Origin of the sequence: Halopseudomonas sp., assembly GCF_036960865.1 — a bacterium.
In the GTDB taxonomy this organism is placed as follows: Bacteria; Pseudomonadota; Gammaproteobacteria; order Pseudomonadales; family Pseudomonadaceae; genus Halopseudomonas.
In genome coordinates, this window is record NZ_JBALWE010000002.1 from 325,615 (window position 1) to 347,684 (window position 22,070).

Here is a 22,070-nt window from a genome sequence, read left to right on the forward strand (position 1 = left end):
GGACTAGCATGGCGATAGACATCCGTACCTTTCATAGTCCGATAGCTCGCCGATTATTTTTATTTTTTTTTCTCGCAGTCACTTTCCCTGCTCTTCTATTGGTGTCGGTAACCTTTTTCCAGCTCACAGGCTATATGGCTGATCAGCATAAAAAAGAGTTGCAGCAAGACGCTAAGTTCATAGGCTTGAATATTTTTGAGCGCCTGCAGCGTATTGGTGATGAATTACCTCGGTTAGCCCAAGCGCAGAATAGATCGAACTCTCCAGGAGACTCAACTTATCTGGCGAACTCAGGCGCAGTTGCGCAGCTTGTTAGCGCAGGAGCTGCCGGTGGTCCTGTTTGGCTTTTCTCGGATGATGTCAAGAGGGTGTTCCCTGACAGTTTTTTGCAGACGCTTAGACTTGCTCCAGGCACCTATAAGGCAGGCGTAATGCGTCTCCATCAGGTGCGGTTTGATGGTAAACAAGGAATTTTTGTGTCGCTTGGATTGGCAAGTGGTGAGTATTTAATCGCACGCTTGAATCCAGACTATTTGTGGGACCGTGAGCAACTCCCGCATGATAAGTCTGTATGCATCTTGGCGGGTAGCAGTACAGTGTTGTTCTGCAGCGAGGAGCCGCCTCAGGGCTTTATCTCAGCTTTCTCCGCGGCACATGGCAACTCATCGCTGGGTGTCTTCGAGTGGGAGCGGGAGGCTGAGCCAATGCGCGCGGTCTACTGGGAAGTTTTTTTGCGTAACTTAGGCTTGGAAGATAACTGGGCTGTAGTTCTTAGTCAGCCTGAGCAGACGCTGTTTACAACCAGCGGCAATTTTCAGAATACCCTGGTTATCATTGTGTTGGCGTCAGTTTTGATGGCGTTGATGTTTAGTATCGGGCACCTTCGTCGTGTGCTGAAGCCGCTGCAAACGCTTCGAGATGCGACTCTCCAAGTATCGCAGGGGGAGCTGCATCAGCAGGTTGATATTTCAAGTGGAGACGAGTTCGAAGAGCTGGCGCTTGCATTTAACGGTATGACCGGAACACTTGCTCGACAGTTTGAGCAGCGTGAGTCGCTCATGGCGCTGGATAGACTTATTCTTTCTTCCAAAGACTCCATGAGTGTGGTTAACGAAGTCCTGCTGCGGGCAAGAGACTTTCTGGGCTGTCGGTTGCTCTTGGTAGCAGTGAAGGAAAAAAAACAGCTCAAGGTGAGTGTGGTTGGCCGCGGATCTGAAATCGAAGATTCCTTTATTGCAAGCGCCCTTGAGCCGCTGGAGTTGGCCCAGGGAGAGCTGAAGTCATTGCCGTATGTATTTTTGGCCAAACCGCCCCATTGGCTGCCGCTAATTCCAGAGAGTCTCGTTTGTGGTTCATGGCTGCTTTTACCTCTTCCTATTTCAGGTTCGCCCCAAGGCTTTGTGTTGGTAGGCGCTTGGGAAGGTGACGAGGCGGATGAGATGGAGGCTACTAAGGCTGTTCAGGTGATAGGGCGTTTGTCGGTTGTTTTGACCAGGGCTCGCTGGCAGGCAGATTTATATCACCAGGCACATTTTGATGATCTTACGGGTCTGCCTAATCGAGCTGCGCTCAAAGCGAACTTAAACGGCGCTTTCGCACGCTCGCGAACAAAGAATACTCGGGTTGCGCTGCTGCTGATTGATCTGGACAGGTTTAAGCTGATTAATGACTCCATCGGGCACGCTGCTGGCGATCTTTATCTTCAGGCGGTCGCTGAGAGAATTCGAGAATGCGTTGGTGGTGGTTGCGACGTTTTTCGCTTGGGTGGCGATGAGTTTACGGTAGTTATTGCCGATATACCTGCTCAAGTAAACCTGGCCCGTGAAGTTACGTCGGTGGTCAATCGTATTTTGGAGCAAATACCGAAGCCGGTGCGTGTAGGGAGGCATGATCTTCGTAGCACCTTAAGCGTTGGTGCGTCTGTTTTTCCGGATAACGGCCAGACTATCGATGACCTCATGAAGCAGGCTGATACGGCTATGTATCAAGCCAAGCATAACGGAGGTAATGGGTTTTTGTTTTTTGCTGAGAGAATGCTAAGTGCCTCTCAGGAGCGTATGGAATTAGACAACGACATGCGCAAAGCGCTGGAGAATGATCAGTTCTTGCTATATTTCCAGCCTCAAGTCGACGCGGATTCGAAACGCATGTTGGGCGCAGAGGTGTTGCTGCGATGGAATCACCCGGTCCGTAATTGGATTTCCCCCGGCATTTTCATTCCGATCGCAGAGGAATCTCTTTTGATCGCAGAGATAGATAGCTGGGTTCTGCGCGCGGCTTGCCAGCAGATTCGTCGATGGCTGGATGCGGGGATCGAACCTGTCCGGCTTGCAATTAATATCTCTGCCGCACAGTTTCAGAATCCGCTTTTCGTTGAATTGGTGGCCGCTACGCTTGCAAGTTACGACCTTACGCCAGACAGGATCGAGCTGGAAATCACTGAAGGGGCTCTTATCGATAACCTGGTACATGCGCAGCAGGTGTTGTTTGAGTTGCGCGAAATGGGTGTAAGACTCGCCCTGGATGATTTTGGTACCGGATATTGCTCTCTAGGCTATTTGAAAAAAATGCCTATTGATAAGCTCAAAATTGATCAGAGCTTTGTACGAGACATAACGCTGTCCGCGCGAGATGCTGCCATTGTCGAGGTGATCCTCCAGTTGGCCAGCCAGCTAGATCTGTTTTGTATTGCCGAAGGAGTGGAAACGGTCGCCGAGCTCGACTGGTTGCTGGATAAGGGGTGTGAGGTTTTTCAAGGCTACTTATTCCATCGGCCGATGCCTATCCTTGAGTTCGAAGAGCTTTTGCAGGCCCGTCAGGTTTGATAAAAATCAGGTTCTTGCGCACTTGCCAAGCTGGTGATGACTTCTATTGCTTAAGCGATTAGACTACCCGGCTTTTACTAAATCACTAATTTAATTTGATCGTTCAACGAGGACTCTCCATGCAAGTTTCGGTTGAAACCACCTCCGGCCTCGAGCGCCGCATGACCGTTGGCATCCCTGCCGATCGTATTGAAAACGAGGTCAAAAAGCGTTTGCAGCAGACCGCGCAGCGCGCCCGCGTAGATGGTTTCCGTCCTGGTAAGGTACCGATGAGCGTTATCCGCAAGCGCTTTGGCGCTTCTGCTCATCAGGAAGTGATCGGTGAAGTGATCCAGTCTTCTTTCTATGAAGCCATCATGCAGGAAAAGTTGAACCCGGCCGGTGCGCCGAGTGTTGAGCCCAAGAGCATGGAAGAGGGCAAGGATTTCGAGTACATCGCGACCTTCGAAGTCTACCCGGAAGTCGCGCTGGCCGACTTTGCCGGTATCAGCGTTGAGCGTCTTGAGTCCGAAGTGACCGATGCCGATCTGGATACCATGCTGGAAACCCTGCGCAAGCAAAACACTCGCTTTGAAGCGGTCGAGCGCGCCGCACAAAATGACGATCAACTGACTATCGATTTCGTTGGCAAGGTTGACGGTGAAGCCTTCCAGGGTGGTACTGCCAATGGCAGCAACATCGTACTGGGCTCTGGCCGTATGATTCCGGGCTTTGAAGAAGGTCTGGTCGGCGCGAAAGCGGGCGACAACGTGACGCTCAACGTGACCTTCCCCGAGGATTATCAGAACCTGGATCTGGCCGGCAAGGCCGCCGAGTTCGACGTCACTGTGCAAGCTGTTGCAGAGCCTGCACTGCCGGCGCTGGATGAGGAGTTCTTCGCTCAGTTTGGTGTCACCGAAGGTGGTATCGAAGGTTTCCGCGCCGAAGTTCGCAAGAACATGGAGCGCGAGCTGAAGCAAGCGATCAAGACCAAGGTCAAGGCTCAGGTAATGGACGGTCTGCTGGAAATTAACACCGTTGACGTTCCCAAGGCGCTGGTCGCCAATGAAATCGACCGTCTGCGCGAGCAGGCTGTTCAGCAGTTTGGCGGTGCCAACATTCAAGCTAGCCAGCTGCCGGCTGAGCTGTTCGAAGAGCAGGCCAAGCGTCGCGTTAGCCTAGGTCTGGTTGTTGCCGAAGTGGTCAAGCAGAACGATATCAAGCCGGACAACGATCGCGTTCGTGCCATGATCGAAGAGCTGGCTGCGGCGTATCAGGAGCCTGAGCAGGTTATCAACTGGTACTACCAGAATGAGCAGCAACTGGGCGAGATCCAGTCGGTTGTGCTGGAAGAACAAGTGGTGGATACTGTGCTGCAGAAGGCGCAGGTTACCGACAAGAAGGTAGCTTACGAAGAAGCCGTTAAGCCTGCGCAGCCTGCACAGGTTGAAGCCGGCGAAGCGGAAGAGAACAGCGCAGACGAGTAATCTCGTTGCCGTTTTTCGCTAACGAGAGCCAGCCTTCGGGCTGGCTCTCGTGTTTTCGCGACATGCATATTTGGAGTGACAGGAATCCATGACCCATAACAGCTTTACGCAGTTTCCACCGGACGTGCAGGCCGCCGGCGGTCTGGTACCAATGGTTATCGAACAATCCGCCCGTGGTGAGCGCTCCTACGACATCTATTCCCGGCTGCTGAAAGAGCGGGTCATCTTCCTTGTGGGTCAGGTAGAAGACTACATGGCGAACCTGGTCGTAGCGCAGCTGTTGTTCCTTGAGTCGGAAAATCCGGACAAGGACATTCACCTGTATATCAACTCGCCTGGCGGCTCAGTCACCGCTGGCATGGCGATCTACGACACCATGCAATTCATCAAGCCAAACGTCAGCACGCTGTGTATTGGCCAGGCCTGCAGCATGGGTGCTCTGTTGCTGGCTGGCGGTGCGCCGGGCAAACGCTACTGCCTGCCGCATGCGCGCATGATGATCCACCAGCCCCTGGGCGGCTTTCAGGGGCAAGCCTCGGACATCGAGATTCACGCGCGCGAGATTCTGTTCATCCGTGAGCGCCTGAACAAGGTGCTAGCTGACCACACGGGGCAGCCGCTTGATGTGATCGAACGTGATACCGACCGTGACCGCTTCATGAGCGGCTCCGAGGCGGTAGAGTACGGTCTGATCGACCAGATGCTCGAATCGCGTCCAAGCGCTGAGTAACTATTTGTTTCACGCCAACAACCCCCGAATCTCCTGATGATGCTGCCGGCCGCCGCGCAAGCGCGTGGCCTGCAGTGGGGATTGTCTGGTGCATGTTGATCGGGTCGCACTTGCAAAGTGGGCACATTGCCCCCATCTTTGTATTCAAGAGCGATTCAAGAGTAGGGGTTTTCGATGACCGATATGACTGGGAAGGGTGACGACAACGGCAAGTTGCTGTATTGCTCCTTCTGCGGCAAGAGCCAGCATGAAGTGCGCAAGCTGATTGCCGGCCCCTCCGTGTTTATCTGCGATGAGTGCGTTGATCTTTGCAACGACATCATTCGTGAAGAAGTGCAGGAAAGCCAGGCGGAAAACAGCAATCAGAAGCTGCCAACGCCGGTTGAAATCTGTTCCATTCTGGATCAGTACGTTATTGGTCAGCAGCGTGCCAAGAAAGTACTGTCTGTTGCGGTGTACAACCACTACAAGCGGTTGAACCAGCGTCAGGGTAAGGATGAAGTCGAGCTGGGCAAGAGTAACATTTTGCTGATTGGTCCTACTGGTTCGGGCAAGACCCTGCTGGCAGAAACCTTGGCCCGTTTGCTCAATGTACCCTTTACCATTGCCGATGCGACTACGCTCACCGAAGCGGGTTATGTGGGTGAAGACGTAGAGAACATTATTCAGAAATTGCTGCAGAAGTGCGACTACGACGTAGAGAAGGCCCAGATGGGTATCGTCTACATCGACGAGATCGACAAGATTTCACGCAAGTCGGACAACCCCTCCATCACCCGTGACGTGTCGGGGGAAGGTGTGCAGCAGGCGCTGTTGAAGCTGATCGAAGGCACGGTAGCCTCGGTTCCGCCACAGGGTGGCCGCAAGCATCCCCAGCAGGAGTTTCTGCAGGTGGATACACGCAACATCCTGTTTATTTGTGGTGGCGCTTTTGCGGGTCTTGAGAAGGTTATCCGTGATCGCTCCGAGCGTAGCGGCATTGGTTTCAACGCCACTGTGCGCAGCAAGGACGGTGGCAAGAAGGTGGGCGACACCTTGAAGGATGTCGAGCCGGATGATCTGGTGCGTTTTGGCCTGATCCCCGAGTTTGTTGGCCGTCTGCCGGTCATCGCCACCCTCAATGAGCTGGACGAGGACGCGCTGATTCAGATTCTGACCGAGCCGAAGAACGCGCTGACCAAGCAATACGCGCGTTTGTTCGACATGGAAGGGGTGGAGCTGGAGTTTCGCACCGACGCACTCAAGGCGATTTCGTCCCGTGCGCTGGAACGCAAGACCGGGGCCCGTGGCCTGCGCTCCATCCTGGAAAGCGTGCTGCTGGAAACCATGTATGAGATTCCATCAGCCGAGCATGTCAGCAAGGTGGTAATCGACGAAAACGTGATCAGTGGTGAGGCCAAACCATTGCTGATTTACGAAACGCCGGAGCAGCCACCGAAGGCAATGCCTGAGGATTGATCTGCAAGCTGTTGATTGCGCCGCCACTTTGGCGGCGCAGTCGTTTTTGCTGCAGGCAAAATGCGGCAATATTATTACCGTCTTTCCGCTTGTTTTTTCGTTTCCCAGCCCCCATCTTGAATCCATGGACTTTTTTTCTTCCGGCGCAGTATTACGCAAGCGCCCCTCAGCGAGTGAGCCTCAGCCATGACGACTCTTAGCGAATTCCCGCTCCTGCCATTACGCGATGTGGTGGTATATCCCCATATGGTCATCCCGCTGTTTGTCGGGCGTGACAAATCCATTCAGGCGCTCGAGCAGGCAATGTCAGGCGGCAAGCAAGTATTGCTGATAGCTCAGCGTGATCCGGCCGAGGACGATCCGGCGCGGGATGGGCTGTACGATATGGGTACGGTCGCCACCATCCTGCAGCTGCTGAAGTTGCCCGACGGCACTGTCAAAGTGCTGGTAGAGGGCGAGCAACGTGCGCGCATCGACTCCATTGACGAGGTTGAGGGTTACCAGAGTGCCGAGGTGGAGCTGCTCGGTGAAAGTGCGCTCGACGAGCGTGAGGCTGAAGTCCTCACTCGCAGCTTGATGAGCCAGTTCGAACAGTTTGTGCAACTGGGCAAGAAAGTCCCCTCCGAGGTGGTCTCATCGCTCTCCAGCATTGATCAGCCGGGTCGGCTGGTCGACACCATGGCGGCGCATCTGTCGCTCAAGCTGGAAGAGAAGCAGGCGATTCTTGAGATTCTGCCGTTGCGCGAGCGGGTAGAACATGTGCTGGGTGTGTTGGACGGCGAAATTGATTTGCTGCAGGTCGAGAAGCGCATCCGTGGCCGGGTCAAGAAACAGATGGAACGCAGTCAGCGCGAGTACTATCTGAACGAGCAGATGAAAGCTATCCAGAAGGAAATGGGTAATCTGGATGAAGGGCACAGCGAGTTCGACGACCTGCGCAAGAAGATTGATGATGCGGGCCTGTCGGAAGAGGCCCTGAGCAAAGCCAACGCCGAGTTCAACAAGCTGAAAATGATGTCGCCTATGTCCGCGGAGGCGACCGTGGTGCGTTCCTATATCGATTGGCTGACTGCTGTGCCGTGGAAGAAAGCCAGCAAGGTGCGGCATGACATCCAGCGTGCCGAGAAAGTGCTTGAGGCAGACCACTACGGCTTGGAAGAGGTTAAGGAACGTATCCTTGAGTACCTTGCCGTGCAGAAGCGTGTGCGCAAGCTGAAGGGCCCTGTGCTCTGCTTGGTGGGGCCTCCTGGTGTGGGTAAGACCTCTCTGGGTGAGTCCTTGGCGCGAGCGACCAACCGCGAGTTTGTGCGTATGGCGCTGGGCGGCGTGCGTGATGAGGCGGAAATTCGCGGTCATCGCCGTACCTACATTGGCTCGCTGCCGGGTAAATTGATTCAGAAAATGACCAAGGCAGGGGTAAAGAACCCCCTGTTTTTGCTCGATGAGATCGACAAGATGGGGCAGGACATGCGTGGCGATCCGTCGTCAGCGCTTCTGGAAGTGCTTGATCCTGAACAGAATCACGCCTTCAACGACCATTATTTGGAGGTCGATTACGATCTCTCGGATGTGATGTTCATCTGTACCTCTAACTCGATGAATATCCCCGCGCCGTTGCTCGACCGCATGGAGATCATTCGTATTCCGGGCTACACCGAAGACGAAAAAATCAACATCGCGCAGCGTTATCTGGTTCCCAAGCAGGTCAAGAACAATGGCTTGAAAAAGGATGAGCTGACCTTCAGTGAAGCGTCTCTGCGGGACCTGGTGCGCTACTACACCCGCGAAGCGGGCGTGCGTGGACTGGAACGCCAGATCGCCAAAGTCTGCCGCAAGGTGGTTAAAGAACAGGCCGGTGAGCGCAAGCCCAAGCCGGTGGCCTTGGATGAAACGCTGCTCGAACATTACCTCGGCGTGCGCAAGTTCAAGTATGGTTTGGCGGAGGAGGCGGACCAGGTCGGTCAGGTAACCGGGCTGGCCTGGACTCAGGTCGGCGGTGAGCTACTCAGCCTGGAAGCCGTGGTCGTGCCAGGCAAGGGACGGCAGATCAAGACCGGCTCGTTGGGCGACGTCATGCAGGAGTCGATCAGCGCCGCGCTGACTGTGGTTCGAAGCCGCGCAGCTAGCCTTGGAATCAAGGCAGACTTCCATGAAAACAATGACATACACATTCATGTGCCGGAAGGCGCGACGCCCAAGGATGGCCCCAGCGCGGGTATCGGCATGTGCACCGCACTGGTGTCGTCGCTTACCAAAATACCCGTGCGCGCCGATGTCGCGATGACCGGTGAGATCACTTTGCGTGGCCAGGTGTTGCCGATTGGTGGTTTGAAGGAGAAGCTGCTGGCGGCACACCGTGGTGGTATCAAGACAGTCATCATCCCGCACGATAATGTCCGTGATCTGAAGGAAATTCCCGACCGGATCAAACAGGATATTGACGTCAAACCAGTGAAATGGATTGACGAGGTATTGCAGATTGCGCTGCAATACATGCCGGAGCCCTTGAAAGAAGGGGTTGAAGAGATGGTTGCAAAGGATGACAATCGCGAGACTGATGAGAAAGGACGCATCAGTACTCACTGAGGCGATTAGGGTCCGGTGAGTGAAGCGCGTCCAGTGTGAAAGCGTTTTGCTAACCGGTCCCGGATTACCTCAGGCATTCCTTGACACGGTTTTTGACCGCTTGCTATAAAGCGTGCTTCGACCTAAGCAGGTATGCTGACTGGCCACAGCTTTGCTAAGACCACAAGCTTACATAATGACTAACAATTCATTGAATTAAATAAGGGGACTTAGAGTGAACAAGTCTGAACTGATTGATGCCATCGCCGCATCCGCCGATATTCCTAAAGCTGCCGCCGGTCGTGCTCTGGACGCCGTCATTGAGTCCGTTACTGGTGCGCTGAAGGATGGTGATTCGGTTGTATTGGTAGGATTTGGTACATTCGCTGTTAAGGAGCGTGCTGCACGCACCGGCCGTAACCCGCAGACTGGTCAGCCGATCGAAATCAGTGCTGCCAAGATTCCTGGTTTCAAAGCAGGTAAGGCTCTCAAGGACGCTGTGAACTAATTGCGTCCCTGATCTGATGTGACATGCCGACACCCCAGGGCGAGGCATGCTACGGGGTCATCAGGACGCCACAGGCCGATAGGCCGATAACGTCACACAGATGACTCCGTCAGTTACCAGAAAGGCGCATCTACCGGATGCGCCTTTTTTGTTGGAAAGCGAGAAAGGCCACTCAAGGTTTGGGGGGCAAAGACCTGATGCCAAGCGCTCAGGTTAAACAGAATTCGGGGGCATGATGCTGCAAAACATGAGGGACAATGCGCAAAGCTGGGTCGCCAAGGTGATCGTCGGCGTCATTGTGCTGATTTTCGCGTTGACGGGCTGGGAGTCGATCAGTCGTTTCTCCAGCGACGCTGAGAAGGCTGCTGAGGTAAACGGAGAAGTGGTCTCCAAGCTGGAGCTGGAGCAGGCAGTCGCCTTGCAACGCCGTCAGCTGATTCAGCAATTGCAGCAGATGGGTAACAACAATTTTGATCCCAGCATGATCGATGAGCGCTTTCTGCGTACCAGCGTGCTGGATGGTCTGATTGAGCGAGCCGTATTGATCCAGGGCGCAGAAGAAGCCGGTTTTGAGGTTTCCGATCAGATGATCGACCAACTGATCTTGTCGACACCGGACTTTCAGGTGAACGGCAAGTTCGACAGCGACCGTTTTGATATTGTCATCCGCAATATGGGCATGCCCTCACGCATGGCGTTCCGTGACCTAGTGCGTCAACAGTTGCTGATCACCCAGTACCGTAACGGCTATGAAGCTACCGCGTTCGCCACGCCTGCTGAGCGTCAGCATCTGGCTAATCTGGAAAATCAGACGCGTGATTTTTCGGTGATCGATGTGCCGGTCGGCGACGCCTCAAGCGTTGCTGTCGCGGACGAAGAGATCCAAGAATATTACGCCAGCAACGCGCAACAGTTCATGACGCCAGAACAGGTGGTGCTGGAAACCCTGACGCTGTCACGCTCAAACTTTTTTGATCGGGTTGAGGTCAGCGAAGAGGCAGTAAACGAGCTCTATCAGCGTGAGATCGGCAACCTGGCAGAGCAGCGCCGCGCATCGCATATCCTGGTCGAAGTGCCGGACGAGGCGGATGATGCCGACGCCAAGGCGCGTATCGAAGCGGCAGCCAAGCGTATTAACGCAGGCGAGGACTTTGCCGCAGTGGCCGCAGATGTGTCTGACGATAGCGGTAGCGCCCGTGAGGGTGGTGATCTGGGTTATGTGATCAAGGGCAGCTTCGACCAGTCCTTCGACGACGCGCTTTTTGCGCTGCAGCAGGGCGAAGTCTCTGCCCCGGTGCGCACCAGTTACGGCTATCATCTGATCAAGCTGACCGATCTCAAGGCGCCTGAGGTGCCCACGCTGGAATCAATGCGCGAGCAGTTGGTGCAGGAATTGAAGTCGGAACAGGTCGAACGCGAGTTCGTTGATGCGTCACAGGAGTTGGCCAATCTGGCGCACGAAGCTTCTGATCTGGCCGAGCCGGCATCTGCACTGAATCTGCAGATTGAAACTCTGGGCCCGGTTGAGCGTTTGGGTGGCGAAGGTCTGGCCAGTAATCCGAAGGTGATGAACGCTGCGTTCAGCGATGATGTCTTGAAGAACGGCTACAACAGCGAGCTGCTTGAACTGGATGCCGATACGGTAGCAGTGGTGCGTGTAAAGCAGCACATGAAGCCGGAGCAGCGTCCGCTGGATGAGGTCAAACAGGAGATCAGCGAGCTGATTGCCTACGACAAGGCCGAGCAGGCTGCGGCAGAGCAGGTAGATAAATTGATTGCCAGCTTGAAATCAGGTGAGCTGACTGTCGAGGCACTGGCTCAGCAGCAGGACGCCGAGTGGCAACAGTATGAAGCGGTAGGGCGTTCTTCCAGCGAAATCCCAACGCCGTTGTTGCGTAGCGTTTTCGGCTTACCCAAGCCGACTGCTGAGCAACCGGTGTTTGCGCGTATCAAGCAGCCTGCTGGTGGTTACTGGTTGGTGGCGCTGCGTGGTGTAGCGACCGCTGAGGACGTACAGGCCGAAGACGGCGCGGGTTCGCAGTATCAGCAGTTCATCGCCGGTCAGTCTGGCCAGCAGGATTTCAGTGCCGCGCAGGAGCAGTTGCGCGCCGACGCCGAGATCGAACGTTTCTGATGGCTTGTCTTGCGACATAAAAAAACGCGCTTCGGCGCGTTTTTTTATGTCCGGCAATGAAGCTTTTTGCTCTTCCAGACGGCAATCGATCAGGGCTGAAGCAGAGACAAAAAAATGCGGTGACCGGGGTCACCGCAAAGTACGACCAGCTTCCGTTGTTGAGGGGGGCTCGAAGCCGGCCGGGAGCAGCCTATTTGAGGGCGAAGGAATAGTTAAGTATCAACCGATTTTCGTCGATGTCGCGGGTGGCATTGGAGCGCACCATGGCGTTGCGCCAACGTACCGAGAGGTTTTTCAGCGGCCCGCTTTGCAGGGTGTAACTGACATCGATGTCGCGCTCCCATTCGCTGCCCTCGCTGGTGCCCACGGTAAAGTTGTCGCCCTGCACGTAGCGGGTAAAGGCACTCAGACCAGGCACGCCCAGCGAGGCGAAGTTGATGTCGTAGCGAGCCTGCCAGGATTTTTCGTCAGCGCGGGTGAAATCGAGTATCTGCACATAGTTGGCGATGTACGGGTCGGTCTCGGCGAGATAAGGAAAGGCGGTGTCGCCGTCACTGTGCTGGTAGCCAAGGCGGAAGGTGTGCGCTCCGGTAGCTGCCGAGAGCATCAGGGATTTCATCTGATGGTCGATATCCAGCGGCTGGTTGCCTGCGTCGCCAGTATCAAAGTAGGCGAGGTTGGCGCCGAGCACCCAATCACCTACGGGCTGGTTGTGTATCAGATTGATCAATGTCTGCTCGTATACGTCATCCAGCTCGGCGCCCCAGAGACCAATCTTGGTGTTATCTCTGTTGAAGGCGTAGCTGCCGCCCAGATAATTGAAGCGGTCTGCGCTGCCGCCCGCGGTGGCGCGTATATCTTCTGAGTTGGTGCTATTGCGGTAATTCACTTCACGCAATTGGCCTGCCTGCAGGTCAAGGTTGTCTATTTCATTGATCGCCAGACTGGCACCGGTGAACTCCTGCGGCAGCAGGCGCAGGTCGCCGGATGAGGCGATCGGCAATTTCGGCATCAGGCCGCCGACTTTGAGGACGCTCTGGGACAGGCGCACTTTAGCTGCAGCAGTGGCTTCGCTGTAGCTGCCGGGGCCCTCATCACCAAAGCTGTTGGGCAGCAGACCGGAGCCGGCGCGCTCATCGGCCGAGTCGAGTTTGACACCCAGGCCAGCGTACACATCCAAGCCAAACCCGATAAAGCCTTCGGTAAAGCCGGATTCTGCTTTGAATATAAAACCCTGGGCCCATTCCTCTGCCTTGGACTGGGCTCCCGGGTCGCGGAAGTCGCGGTTGAAATAGAAGTTGCGCAGCTGCAGGTTGGCGCTGGCATCGTCGGCGAAGCCGCTAGCCTGGACTTGACCTGCCGTGGTGGCGCCAAGTGCCAAGGCGACGGCCCCGGCTAGGGCGTGGGGTTTCACATGCTTCATTGTTGTTCTCCTGATGTGAGTCGGTGCGCTGCGATGGCGCGCACTCAATAAAGCATGCGATGAGTAAAGCGGCCTTACGACGATAGTATTACCGTCATCAAAGCGTCATGTGGCTGGGTCAGCCGGCGTCGGTAAGAGGCTTGATCTTGACCCGTCGCGGGTGCCGGGCAGCTGCCTGCCGGCCGGGATCGTACTTTAGTCTAGGAAATGTGCGGACGTTGCCCTTGCGGCCAGAAGGCTGCGCTTTTCGACACTGCGAGCAGCAATCGCTCAAGGCTGCAGATTCGCGCCGATTTGCCAATCCCACTTCAGGGAAGTGGTCTATATTTAAGGTCGCTGGCATTGCTCGGTGCTGAAGCAAATGGGCTTATTGCACTCAACCGTGATTTCACCTCGCCGGCGGAATTGGCTCGCGGGCTCAAGGAAAAGGACTCGAACACCGATGGATGAACTCAAACCCGGTAACCCTGCACCCACTACGCCATCGTAGACATTGCCATCCGGTTGGGCTTGATTGCGTTTCTGGTCTATCTGGCCATGCGGGTGTTTTCACCTTTTCTTGGTTTGATGGCGTGGGCGGTGATATTGGCAGTGTCGCTTTATCCCCTCAACGCGAAACTGGTCAAGCGGATGGGCGGGCGCAGCGGCCGGGCTGCGACGCTGCTGGTGTTCTGTATCTTGCTGGTACTGGGCGTGCCCACTGTGCTGTTGACAATGTCGCTGGTTGATCACGCGATGAGTAGCTATCAGGCACTACAGGCCGGCACCCTGACTATCCGTGGCCCGGGACCGAACGTTGCCAACTGGCCAGTCATCGGAGAGCAAGTGGATGCTACCTGGCGCGCTGCGTCGGACAACGCCATGCTGTTTGCCGCGCAACACGAAGAGCAGCTACGTGAGTTCTCCCGTCGCGCAGTAGGTGCCCTGGGTGGCGCGGTCAAAACCATGTTGAGTTTTCTCGCGGCCTTCATCGTGGGTGGCATCATGTTGGCTTATGCGCAACCGGGTGCGGACAGCACACGACGGATATTCAGCCGTGTCTGTGGGCCGCAGGTAGGTCCGGAGCTGCACGCCTTGTCGGTTGCCACCATTCGCTCGGTGGCTGTAGGGGTCGTGGGTGTTGCCTTTATTCAGTCGGTACTGCTTGGCGTCGGCTTCTTGATCGCCGGCATTCCTGCGGCCGGCTTGCTGGCGTTGGGCGTGCTGGTACTGGGCATAATGCAGTTGCCCGCAGCCATTTTTGTGATACCGGCGATAGCCTGGTTATGGATGGCGGGTGATGGCGGGCTGGTTGCCAATGTGGTTCTCAGCGTTTATTTGCTGGCTGCCGGGCTGGTCGACAATGTCCTCAAGCCCTTGTTGCTGGGCCGTGGTTTGGCTGTACCCATGCCGGTCATTCTTTTGGGTGCGCTTGGCGGCATGGTCACCAGTGGGCTGGTTGGCCTGTTTGTGGGCGCGGTCATTCTGGCGGTGGGTTATCAGGTATTTGTTGCCTGGGTATACGAGAGTGAACCAGCAACAGGCAAGGATGCGCCATTCGAGTGAAGTGTAATCATGCGTATGGCGCGCTGCGGGGCGCACTTTTACTCGCTACCCTGGCAACAGTCGCCTGTGCGCCACTAGGGCCGGACTTTAAGGAGCCTGCGCCAGACTGGTTGGCAACATGGCAGCCGAACATGCAGGGCCGGGCCGGTGCTGATCGCAATGCAGAACCGCTGGAGGTCTGGTGGGAGCGCTTCAATGATCCTGTGCTGAGTGATCTGGTGCGCAAGGCGAGGGAGGAAAATCCGGGTTTGCGGCTTGCCGGCCTGCGTATTCTGGAAAGCCGCGCGTTGCAGGGAATTGCTGCAGGCCTGAACCACCCGCAGGTGCAGCAGTTGAATGCAACCGGGGCCTACATACAGCAGCGCAGCGGTGGTAGCAATCAAAGTGTAGAAACCGCCGATATCTCCTTCGATCTGGGCTGGGAACTGGATTTCTGGGGGCGCTTCCGACGCGGTCTGGAAAGCGCCGATGCCGCCTATTTTGCCTCGGTAACCAATCAGCAGGATGTACAGGTATTGCTTGCTGCTCAGGTGGCCACTCTCTACTACGGCTACAAGACTACCTTGCAGCGTATCGAGATCGCGGAAAATAACGTTACGTTGCAAAAGCGCAGCTTCGATATTACCGAGCGGCTATTCAACGAGGGTCAGGATTCTGAACTCGACTTGCAGCAGGCCAAATCCCAGTATCTGGCCACCCAGGCGACTATTCCCGGCTTGCGTCTGGCACTGCAACAGCAGCGCAATGCCTTGAGTGCAGTGCTGGGGCGTGCGCCCAATGATGTGCCGGAACTGAGCAATGTCAACAGCACGCTGCCGGAGATGCCGGTGACCGGGCTGCAGAATATTCCGGCGAACCTCCTGCTGCGTCGTCCCGATGTGCGCACGGCGGCCTGGACCGCCGCGGCGCAGTCGGCCCAGATCGGGGTGGCCGAAGCTGACCTGTATCCCGCCATATCTCTGTTTGGCTCCCTGGGGTGGTCCGGTAACAGCGTGGGCTCAGTCGACAACGTCACCAGTCTGGCCCTGGGCCCAGCGCTGCGTTGGAACCTGTTCAACTATGGTCGGCTGAAGAACAATGTGCGGGTACAGGATGCGCGTCTGCAGCAGGCACTGGAAGCCTATCGCGGCACGGTGCTGAACGCTGCCCGGCAGATTGAAGATGCTGCTAACAGGATCGCGCAAACCGGGGCCAGTCAGGCGATTCTGGACCAATCACTGACGGCCGCTGAACGCTCGCTGGCGATTGCTTCGCGGCGGTATCAGGAAGGTTATTCGGAGTTCCAACGGGTGTTGGATGCCCAAGCGTCGACCTTTGCGCAATCCGATCGGGCCATCGTCAACCGGGGCGATCACATCGCTGCCATCATCAGCCTGTACCAGGCGCTGGGTGGTGGCTGGCAACAGGCCGATATCAACAACGTGATTCCCGATACCCTGCGCGAGCAGATGCGTGAACGTACCGATTGGGGGGGCTTGCTCGACGCGCCATTGGCGCCCCCACCAGAGCCAGGAAGCGTGCAATGAGTGAAACGAAACAGAACGAAACCGAAACCGAAACCGGCAAGTCGGACGTCGGGCCTGTTGCGGCAGAGGGCGAGTTATCGCCAGCACAGAAGTCGGTGACGCGGGGCGGCCTTGGCATCCTGCTGCTGATTGTCGTGACATTGGTTTGGCATTTGCTCGCAGACCGCTTTACGCCCTATACCTCCCAGGCACGGGTGCAGGGCTACGTAGTGGGCGTGGCGCCCAAGGTCAGTGGTGTGCTGACTGATGTCTGGGTCAGTAATAACGAGCGGGTAAGCCAGGGGCAGAAGCTGTTTGCCATAGATCGTTCGCAGTACGAGATCGCCTTGAGCCGCGCCAATGCAGACCTCAGCAGTACGCGCAATCAGGTAGGCGCTGGTGACGCCGGAGTGACCGTAGCCAGGGCCAATCTGCAAGCTGCCGAAGCCGGGCAATTGAAAGCCGAGCAGGACTACACGCGGCTCAAGCGTCTGCGCGAGGATGACCCGGGTACCATTTCACAGCGCCGGCTTGAGGTGTCGCAGGCCACCCTGGCGCAGACGCGTGCGCAGGTTGCTGCCGCCAAGGCGGATATAGAGCGCGCGATAGAGCAGAAGGGCGGCGTATCCGATGATGACAACGCGCTCTTGCTCACTGCCCAGGCGGGTGTGGATAAAGCGCAACTAGATCTCGACAACACCACGGTGCTGGCGCAGAGCGATGGCGTGATCACCGACATGCGCGCCGATATTGGCCAGTTCGCTGCTGCGGGCAATCCGGTCATGACACTGGTGGCAGTCCAGGATGTGTGGATCAATGCCGAGTTTACCGAGAACAACCTGGGGCACCTTGCGCCCGGCACCGTGGTTGAGATCGTGCTGGATTCGTTACCCGGTCAGGTACTGCCAGGACGTATTCGCAATATCGGGGTGGGTATCAGTGCCGGCTCTGCGCCACCGCCGGGCTCCTTGCCCAGCGTGCAGAACAACCGCGACTGGCTACGCCAGGCGCAGCGGTTCCCGGTTCAGGTGGAGTTTGACCAGCCGTTTACCCCGGAGGTGTTGCGTCAGCTGCGGGTGGGTGGCCAGGCATCGGTCATGGCCTACGCCGAGGGGCATGGTGTGCTGAGCTTGCTGGGCAAGGCCTACCTTCGTCTGTTGAGCTATCTGACTTACGCCTTCTGATGTCGCGCACGCTTATGCCATTGGCTGCCCGCCGTGCCTTTCGGTTGGCTCTGACCACCAGCCTTGCACTGGCGTTGGGCTACGGTATGGGCTTGGCGATTCCGTTTATCGTGCCGTTACTGGCCGTCATTCTCAGTGCCGCGCCCGCGCCGCCGCCGGGGCCCAAAAAGTTGTTGGTACTGGTAGTCGCCGTGATGTTCAGTCTGGGTATCGGCATTTTGCTCGGCCCTTTGCTGCAAAGCGCCCCGTTACCTGCACTGCTGATCATTGCCTGCGGGCTGTTTTTCAGCAACCGCCTGGCGATTGCTGGCGGCAAGGCGGCGCAGGCGACTCTGCTGGCCTTCGGGTTCACCGTCATACCTGCTGCGAGCAGTCTCAGCCAGGCACTGGCCAGTGCTCTGATCGTTTCGCTGGTGTTGGGGGTTGTATTGGCGGTGCTCTGCCAGTGGCTGGTGTATCCGTTCTTTCCTGAAGATGACACTCCGGCCACCATAAGCGCAGGGACAACACCGACGGAGAGCGGCTGGCTCTCATTGCGCGCTACCTTGATCGTGCTGCCGGCCTTCCTGCTGACCCTGACCAACCCGGCAGCCTATTTGCCGCTGACGGTGAAGAGCATTCTACTCGGGCGGGAAGCTACCCAGGTCAATCTGCGTGATGCCAACAGTGAAATCATTGGCTCGACTCTGCTGGGCGGTGTACTGGCGATAGCAGTCTGGATGTGCCTGAGTCTGGCAGTTGAGCTCTGGTTTTTTTCCGGGTGGATGCTGCTGTTCTGCCTTGGGTTGGCAAGCGCTGCCTACGGTGTCGTGCGTACCGAGTTCAAGGCGTCGTTCTGGATTGGCACCCTGACTACCATGATCATTCTGCTGGGGGCTGCAGTGCAGGACAGCGCCAACGGCAAGGATGTTTATCAGGCATTTGCCGTGCGTATGGCGCTGTTTATGGCGGTGGCGCTTTACGCCAGTCTCGCGGTTGCGCTACTGGAAGCCTGGCGTTCTGGGCGGCTAAGCAAGCGTCGTCGGAAAGCTGATCTATCGGGAGTTGGCTAATGTTGATGAATTTTGTAATGGGCCTGTCGATGATGGCGGTGTGTTTGCTGCTGCAGGGGTTCCTGGTGATCGCGGCGCTGCGTTACTTTGCGCGTCGGCAGGATCAGGTACGCTCGGCGTTTTTCTCCGCCATGCGGGTAACCGTCGGTTTGATGTTCATTCTGATCGTCGGCAATGTCTGCCAATTGGTCGCCTGGGCCTTGCTGTTCTACGCGCTGGGCGAGTTCGACACCCTGGGTCTGGGGATTTATCACTCGGCGGTGAATTTTGCGACTTTGGGTTACGGCGACATCGTCATGTCGGCAAGGTATCAGTTGCTGGGCCCACTGCAGGCGCTTAACGGTGCGATGATGATCGGCGTGACCACGGCGGCATTGTCTCGCGCCTTTGCTGAAGCGCTAAAGGATAGGCCGTTCGTTACCCATTGAATCTGCTGGCTGGCATCAGCCGAACGACTCGTGCCAGCGGGTTGCCCCGTCGTTCCGCCGCCATCCGGCGAGAGCCTTCGGTCGCAGGGCTTTTGACAGCAGCAGCCGGGTTCGGCAGAGTACGCGACCTTTGGGGGCTGTCTGGAGCGGGAAGCCGGCAGCCGGGCCTACTTTGCTGGAGAAATCGAATGAACGCGGTAGTTGCGGCAGTTGCCGTCATGTTGGTGCTGAGCCTGTGTCGGGTACACGTGGTAGTGGCGTTGATTCTGGGCGCACTAGCCGGTGGCCTGTTGGGTGGGCTGGGGTTGCAGGCGACCCTGGAGACCTTTCAGAGCGGCCTGGGCAAGGGCGCGAACATAGCACTGAGTTACGCGTTGCTGGGCGCCTTTGCGGTGGCCATCGCAAAGTCTGGCTTGGCACATGCCCTGGCGGACCGCGCGCTGCAGCTGGTTGATCGGCAGCAACAGGGCGGGGCGGGGCTGTTGAAGTTGATACTGGTTTTGTTGCTTGGTGGCGTGGCGATTGCCTCACAGAACATTCTGCCGATTCATATTGCCTTCATCCCGCTGCTGGTGCCGCCGCTGCTGTACGTGATGGCGCGTTTGAATCTGGATCGCCGGGCGGTGGCCTGCGTGCTGACCTTCGGTCTGATTACCCCTTACATGTTTCTGCCGGTTGGTTTTGGCGGCATTTTCCTCAACGATATTCTGCTTGCCAATGTGGCAGAGAGCGGCACGGAAGTGGCGGGCGTCAATGTGATGCACGCAATGGCTTTGCCGGCGTTGGGCATGCTGCTGGGTCTTTTGGTTGCCATCTTCATCAGCTACCGCAAGCCACGTGAATACGATGTGGCGCGTATTCGTCAGGTCGAGCGCATGGAGGGTGGATACAGCCCGATGTCGCTGCTGGTGGCACTCGCCGCCGTGGTTGCGGCTTTCGTTATTCAGCTGTGGCTGGATTCGATGATTATGGGCGCGCTGGCCGGCTTTGTGATTTTCTCGGTTTCTGGCGTAGTGCGCTGGAAAGACGCCGATGGTGTATTTACCGAAGGCATGAAAATGATGGCCATGATCGGCTTCATCATGATTGCGGCAGCCGGCTTTGCCGAGGTCATGCGCGCTACCGGCGCGATCCAGACGCTGGTCGACAGCTCGGCAGAGATAATAGGCAGTAACCGCGCTCTGGCAGCGCTGTTGATGCTGCTGGTAGGGCTGCTGATCACCATGGGGATAGGTTCGTCGTTCTCGACCATCCCGATCATTGCCGCCATTTACGTGCCACTGGCCATGCAGCTGGGTTTCAGCCCAATGGCAATTGTTGCTCTTGTAGGCACGGCTGCGGCGCTTGGTGACGCCGGGTCTCCTGCCTCTGATTCCACGTTGGGCCCGACCGCAGGTCTCAACGTTGACGGCCAGCACAATCACATATGGGATACCGTGGTGCCGACCTTCCTGCATTACAACTTGCCGTTGATTGCCTTCGGCTGGCTGGCGGTCATGGTGCTCTGAGCTAGATCGCAGAAAGCAAAAAAGCGCGCAACCGGGCCTCCGGTTGCGCGCTTTTTTTGTTGCTTTGATTAAACGCGGAAGCGCTTGAGCAACTCGTCGATCTGCCGTCCCAGACTGGCCAGATGCTGACCTGCCTGCGCGGTTTCCCGTGCGCCGTCCGTCGTCTCGCGGGCCAGTTCGGCGGCTTCGGTGACGTTGCGATTAACGTCTTCTACCACGGTGGACTGCTGGGTGGTGGCGCTGGCGATAGAGGCGTTCAGGGCAACCAGTTGCTCCATTGAGTGGGCAATCAGCTCCAGTGCCTTGCCGGCCTCGTTAACCTGTTCGACGCTTTGCTGCGAGTGGCGGCTGCTGTCGTTGATCACACCAACCACCGTCTGCGTGTTGGTCTGCAGCTTGGTGATCATGTTGTGAATCTCTTCGGTCGACTTCTGCGTGCGTTGCGCCAGATTGCGCACCTCATCGGCAACCACGGCAAAGCCACGGCCCATCTCGCCGGCGCGGGCAGCCTCAATCGCGGCGTTCAGTGCCAGCAGGTTGGTTTGCTCCGCAATATTGCGAATCACATCCAGCACCGAGGTGATTTCCTGCGCGTCGGTGGACAGCGTCTCCATGTGTTCGACTGCGGTCTGCACGCTGCTGGAGAGGAGATTGATTTCTTGAATCGTCTTGTCGACCTGGTAGCGACCGTTGTTGGCGCCCTCGTTGGCGTTCTCGACTTCCTGTGCGGCGGCGTTGGCATTCTGCGCTACATCCTGCACGCCATAGGTGATCTCGTTGATCGCCGTGGCCATCAACTCCATGCGCTCTGACTGGGTACTCATGTCGCGCAGACTGTTGCCGCTGATCTGGTCCAACTGATGGCTTGAGCTGATCAGCTGGCGTGCGCTGTCGCCCAGTTGCTGGATAATGTCGGCCAGGTTGCGATTGAACTGATTGAAGTAGTGGGCAATCTGCGAGACCTCGTCACGGGCGCCATCGTCCAGTCGGCGGGTCAGGTCGGCTTCGCCGCTCGCCACGCCGCGCATGGCGTCGACGACGCTGTTGAGCGGCTGGGTAATGCTGCGGCCGATTACATAGAGAAGGGCCACCATGGCGAGAGTAACCAGAGTCATGATGATGACCGAGCTGGTGATGGCACTACGGAATTTGGCCTGCATGTCATCCACGTAGATGCCGGTGCCCACCATGTAGTCCCATGGCGCGAAATGCTTGAAGGCAGCAATCTTGGGGGTGCCTTCTTCTTCGCCGGGTTTGGGCCAGTTGTATTCGAAGCTGGCAGTACCTTTGTTGCGGGCCAGGGCGACCATCTCGCTGATGACGTTGACGCCTTCGGTATTGCGCATCGTGGTCAGGTCAACCCCCACGGTCTGTGGCGCCAATGGATGCATGACCATGATGTTGTTCATGTCATTGACCCAGTAGTACTCGTTGCCGTCGTAGCGCAGGCTGCTCAGCGCTTCCATTGCCTGCTGACGTGCCTGGTCGGCGGTGAGTTCACCACTGAGCTCTTTCTGGTGGTAGAAGTTCATCAGATCATGCGCCACCTCTACCAAGTGGGTTGCCTTGGTGATCTCGGCGTCGCGGATTTCTTTGTGCAGGTGGGAGAGGGACACACCCTCCATGATCAGAGTACTGGCCAGTGCAATAATCAGGATCAGCCAGATCCGTTGACTGATTCGAATGCTGCGCAACAGCTTCATCTACAACCTCCACGCACTGAATGGCATACGGCTTTT

General features: G+C 56.8%; 15 protein-coding genes. 13 read left to right on the forward strand and 2 right to left on the reverse strand.

Annotation, left to right across the window (positions count from 1 at the left end; translation table 11 throughout):
• The first annotated feature begins 8 nt into the window (after positions 1-8).
• The 7 genes from V7747_RS03995 to V7747_RS04025 all read left to right on the forward strand — a co-directional run bounded on the left by V7747_RS03995 (position 9) and on the right by V7747_RS04025 (position 11,686).
• The gene (locus V7747_RS03995) at positions 9-2,825 is read left to right on the forward strand and encodes an EAL domain-containing protein (RefSeq protein WP_335614756.1); all 2,817 of its coding nucleotides are present in this window, start codon (positions 9-11) and stop codon (positions 2,823-2,825) included.
• 119 nt (positions 2,826-2,944) lie between these two features.
• The gene (tig, locus tag V7747_RS04000; RefSeq protein ID WP_335614757.1) at positions 2,945-4,291 is read left to right on the forward strand and encodes a trigger factor; all 1,347 of its coding nucleotides are present in this window, start codon (positions 2,945-2,947) and stop codon (positions 4,289-4,291) included.
• An 88-nt stretch (positions 4,292-4,379) separates the two neighbouring features.
• Entirely contained in the window at positions 4,380-5,021 is a 642-nt protein-coding gene (gene clpP, locus V7747_RS04005) for an ATP-dependent Clp endopeptidase proteolytic subunit ClpP (protein ID WP_092284202.1), read from the forward strand.
• A gap of 174 nt (positions 5,022-5,195) precedes the next feature.
• Positions 5,196-6,479, forward strand: a complete 1,284-nt coding sequence (gene clpX / locus V7747_RS04010) for an ATP-dependent Clp protease ATP-binding subunit ClpX (protein WP_335614758.1) — start codon at positions 5,196-5,198, stop codon at positions 6,477-6,479.
• A gap of 186 nt (positions 6,480-6,665) precedes the next feature.
• A complete protein-coding gene (gene lon / locus V7747_RS04015) occupies positions 6,666-9,065 on the forward strand; it encodes an endopeptidase La (protein ID WP_335614759.1) in 2,400 nt (799 codons plus the stop codon).
• Between the two features lie 214 nt (positions 9,066-9,279).
• Positions 9,280-9,552, forward strand: coding sequence for a nucleoid-associated protein HU-beta (gene hupB, locus V7747_RS04020; protein WP_092284196.1), 273 nt, complete (start codon positions 9,280-9,282; stop codon positions 9,550-9,552).
• A gap of 232 nt (positions 9,553-9,784) precedes the next feature.
• A complete protein-coding gene (locus V7747_RS04025; protein ID WP_335614760.1) occupies positions 9,785-11,686 on the forward strand; it encodes a SurA N-terminal domain-containing protein in 1,902 nt (633 codons plus the stop codon).
• A 190-nt stretch (positions 11,687-11,876) separates the two neighbouring features.
• On the opposite strand, the gene V7747_RS04030 is transcribed toward V7747_RS04025, so the two are convergent.
• A complete protein-coding gene (locus tag V7747_RS04030) occupies positions 11,877-13,109 on the reverse strand; it encodes an OprD family porin (protein WP_335614761.1) in 1,233 nt (410 codons plus the stop codon).
• 510 nt (positions 13,110-13,619) lie between these two features.
• Between V7747_RS04030 and V7747_RS04035 the strand changes: the two genes are divergently transcribed.
• The 6 genes from V7747_RS04035 to V7747_RS04060 all read left to right on the forward strand — a co-directional run bounded on the left by V7747_RS04035 (position 13,620) and on the right by V7747_RS04060 (position 20,331).
• Positions 13,620-14,654 (forward strand): AI-2E family transporter, encoded by a 1,035-nt coding sequence (locus V7747_RS04035; RefSeq protein WP_335614762.1) that lies wholly within the window; start codon positions 13,620-13,622, stop codon positions 14,652-14,654.
• Entirely contained in the window at positions 14,651-16,180 is a 1,530-nt protein-coding gene (locus V7747_RS04040) for an efflux transporter outer membrane subunit (protein ID WP_335614763.1), read from the forward strand. The genes V7747_RS04035 and V7747_RS04040 overlap by 4 nt, the downstream gene beginning before the upstream one ends.
• A complete protein-coding gene (locus V7747_RS04045; protein WP_335614764.1) occupies positions 16,177-17,343 on the forward strand; it encodes an HlyD family secretion protein in 1,167 nt (388 codons plus the stop codon). Before V7747_RS04040 ends, V7747_RS04045 begins: the two co-directional genes overlap by 4 nt.
• Entirely contained in the window at positions 17,343-18,395 is a 1,053-nt protein-coding gene (locus tag V7747_RS04050) for a DUF2955 domain-containing protein (protein ID WP_335614765.1), read from the forward strand. The genes V7747_RS04045 and V7747_RS04050 overlap by 1 nt, the downstream gene beginning before the upstream one ends.
• Entirely contained in the window at positions 18,395-18,823 is a 429-nt protein-coding gene (locus V7747_RS04055) for an ion channel (protein WP_335614766.1), read from the forward strand. Before V7747_RS04050 ends, V7747_RS04055 begins: the two co-directional genes overlap by 1 nt.
• 188 nt (positions 18,824-19,011) lie before the next feature.
• A complete protein-coding gene (locus V7747_RS04060) occupies positions 19,012-20,331 on the forward strand; it encodes a Na+/H+ antiporter family protein (protein ID WP_335614767.1) in 1,320 nt (439 codons plus the stop codon).
• Positions 20,332-20,399: 68 nt separating this feature from the next.
• Here V7747_RS04060 and V7747_RS04065 read toward each other — a convergent pair whose 3' ends face one another.
• Positions 20,400-22,034 carry a methyl-accepting chemotaxis protein gene (locus V7747_RS04065; RefSeq protein ID WP_335614768.1) on the reverse strand — a complete coding sequence of 545 codons (1,635 nt, stop codon included), beginning with the start codon at positions 22,032-22,034 and terminating at the stop codon, positions 20,400-20,402.
• Positions 22,035-22,070 lie beyond the last annotated feature (36 nt).

Excerpts from the sequence above, each read along its gene's own strand:
- V7747_RS03995 (WP_335614756.1), top strand. The coding sequence starts at position 9 with ATGGCGATAGACATCCGTACCTTTCATAGTCCGATAGCTCGCCGATTA.
- tig (WP_335614757.1), top strand. The coding sequence starts at position 2,945 with ATGCAAGTTTCGGTTGAAACCACCTCCGGCCTCGAGCGCCGCATGACC.
- clpP (WP_092284202.1), top strand. The coding sequence starts at position 4,380 with ATGACCCATAACAGCTTTACGCAGTTTCCACCGGACGTGCAGGCCGCC.
- clpX (WP_335614758.1), top strand. The coding sequence starts at position 5,196 with ATGACCGATATGACTGGGAAGGGTGACGACAACGGCAAGTTGCTGTAT.
- lon (WP_335614759.1), top strand. The coding sequence starts at position 6,666 with ATGACGACTCTTAGCGAATTCCCGCTCCTGCCATTACGCGATGTGGTG.
- V7747_RS04025 (WP_335614760.1), top strand. The coding sequence starts at position 9,785 with ATGATGCTGCAAAACATGAGGGACAATGCGCAAAGCTGGGTCGCCAAG.
- V7747_RS04030 (WP_335614761.1), bottom strand. The coding sequence starts at position 13,109 with ATGAAGCATGTGAAACCCCACGCCCTAGCCGGGGCCGTCGCCTTGGCA.
- V7747_RS04045 (WP_335614764.1), top strand. The coding sequence starts at position 16,177 with ATGAGTGAAACGAAACAGAACGAAACCGAAACCGAAACCGGCAAGTCG.
- V7747_RS04050 (WP_335614765.1), top strand. The coding sequence starts at position 17,343 with ATGTCGCGCACGCTTATGCCATTGGCTGCCCGCCGTGCCTTTCGGTTG.
- V7747_RS04055 (WP_335614766.1), top strand. The coding sequence starts at position 18,395 with ATGTTGATGAATTTTGTAATGGGCCTGTCGATGATGGCGGTGTGTTTG.
- V7747_RS04060 (WP_335614767.1), top strand. The coding sequence starts at position 19,012 with ATGAACGCGGTAGTTGCGGCAGTTGCCGTCATGTTGGTGCTGAGCCTG.
- V7747_RS04065 (WP_335614768.1), bottom strand. The coding sequence starts at position 22,034 with ATGAAGCTGTTGCGCAGCATTCGAATCAGTCAACGGATCTGGCTGATC.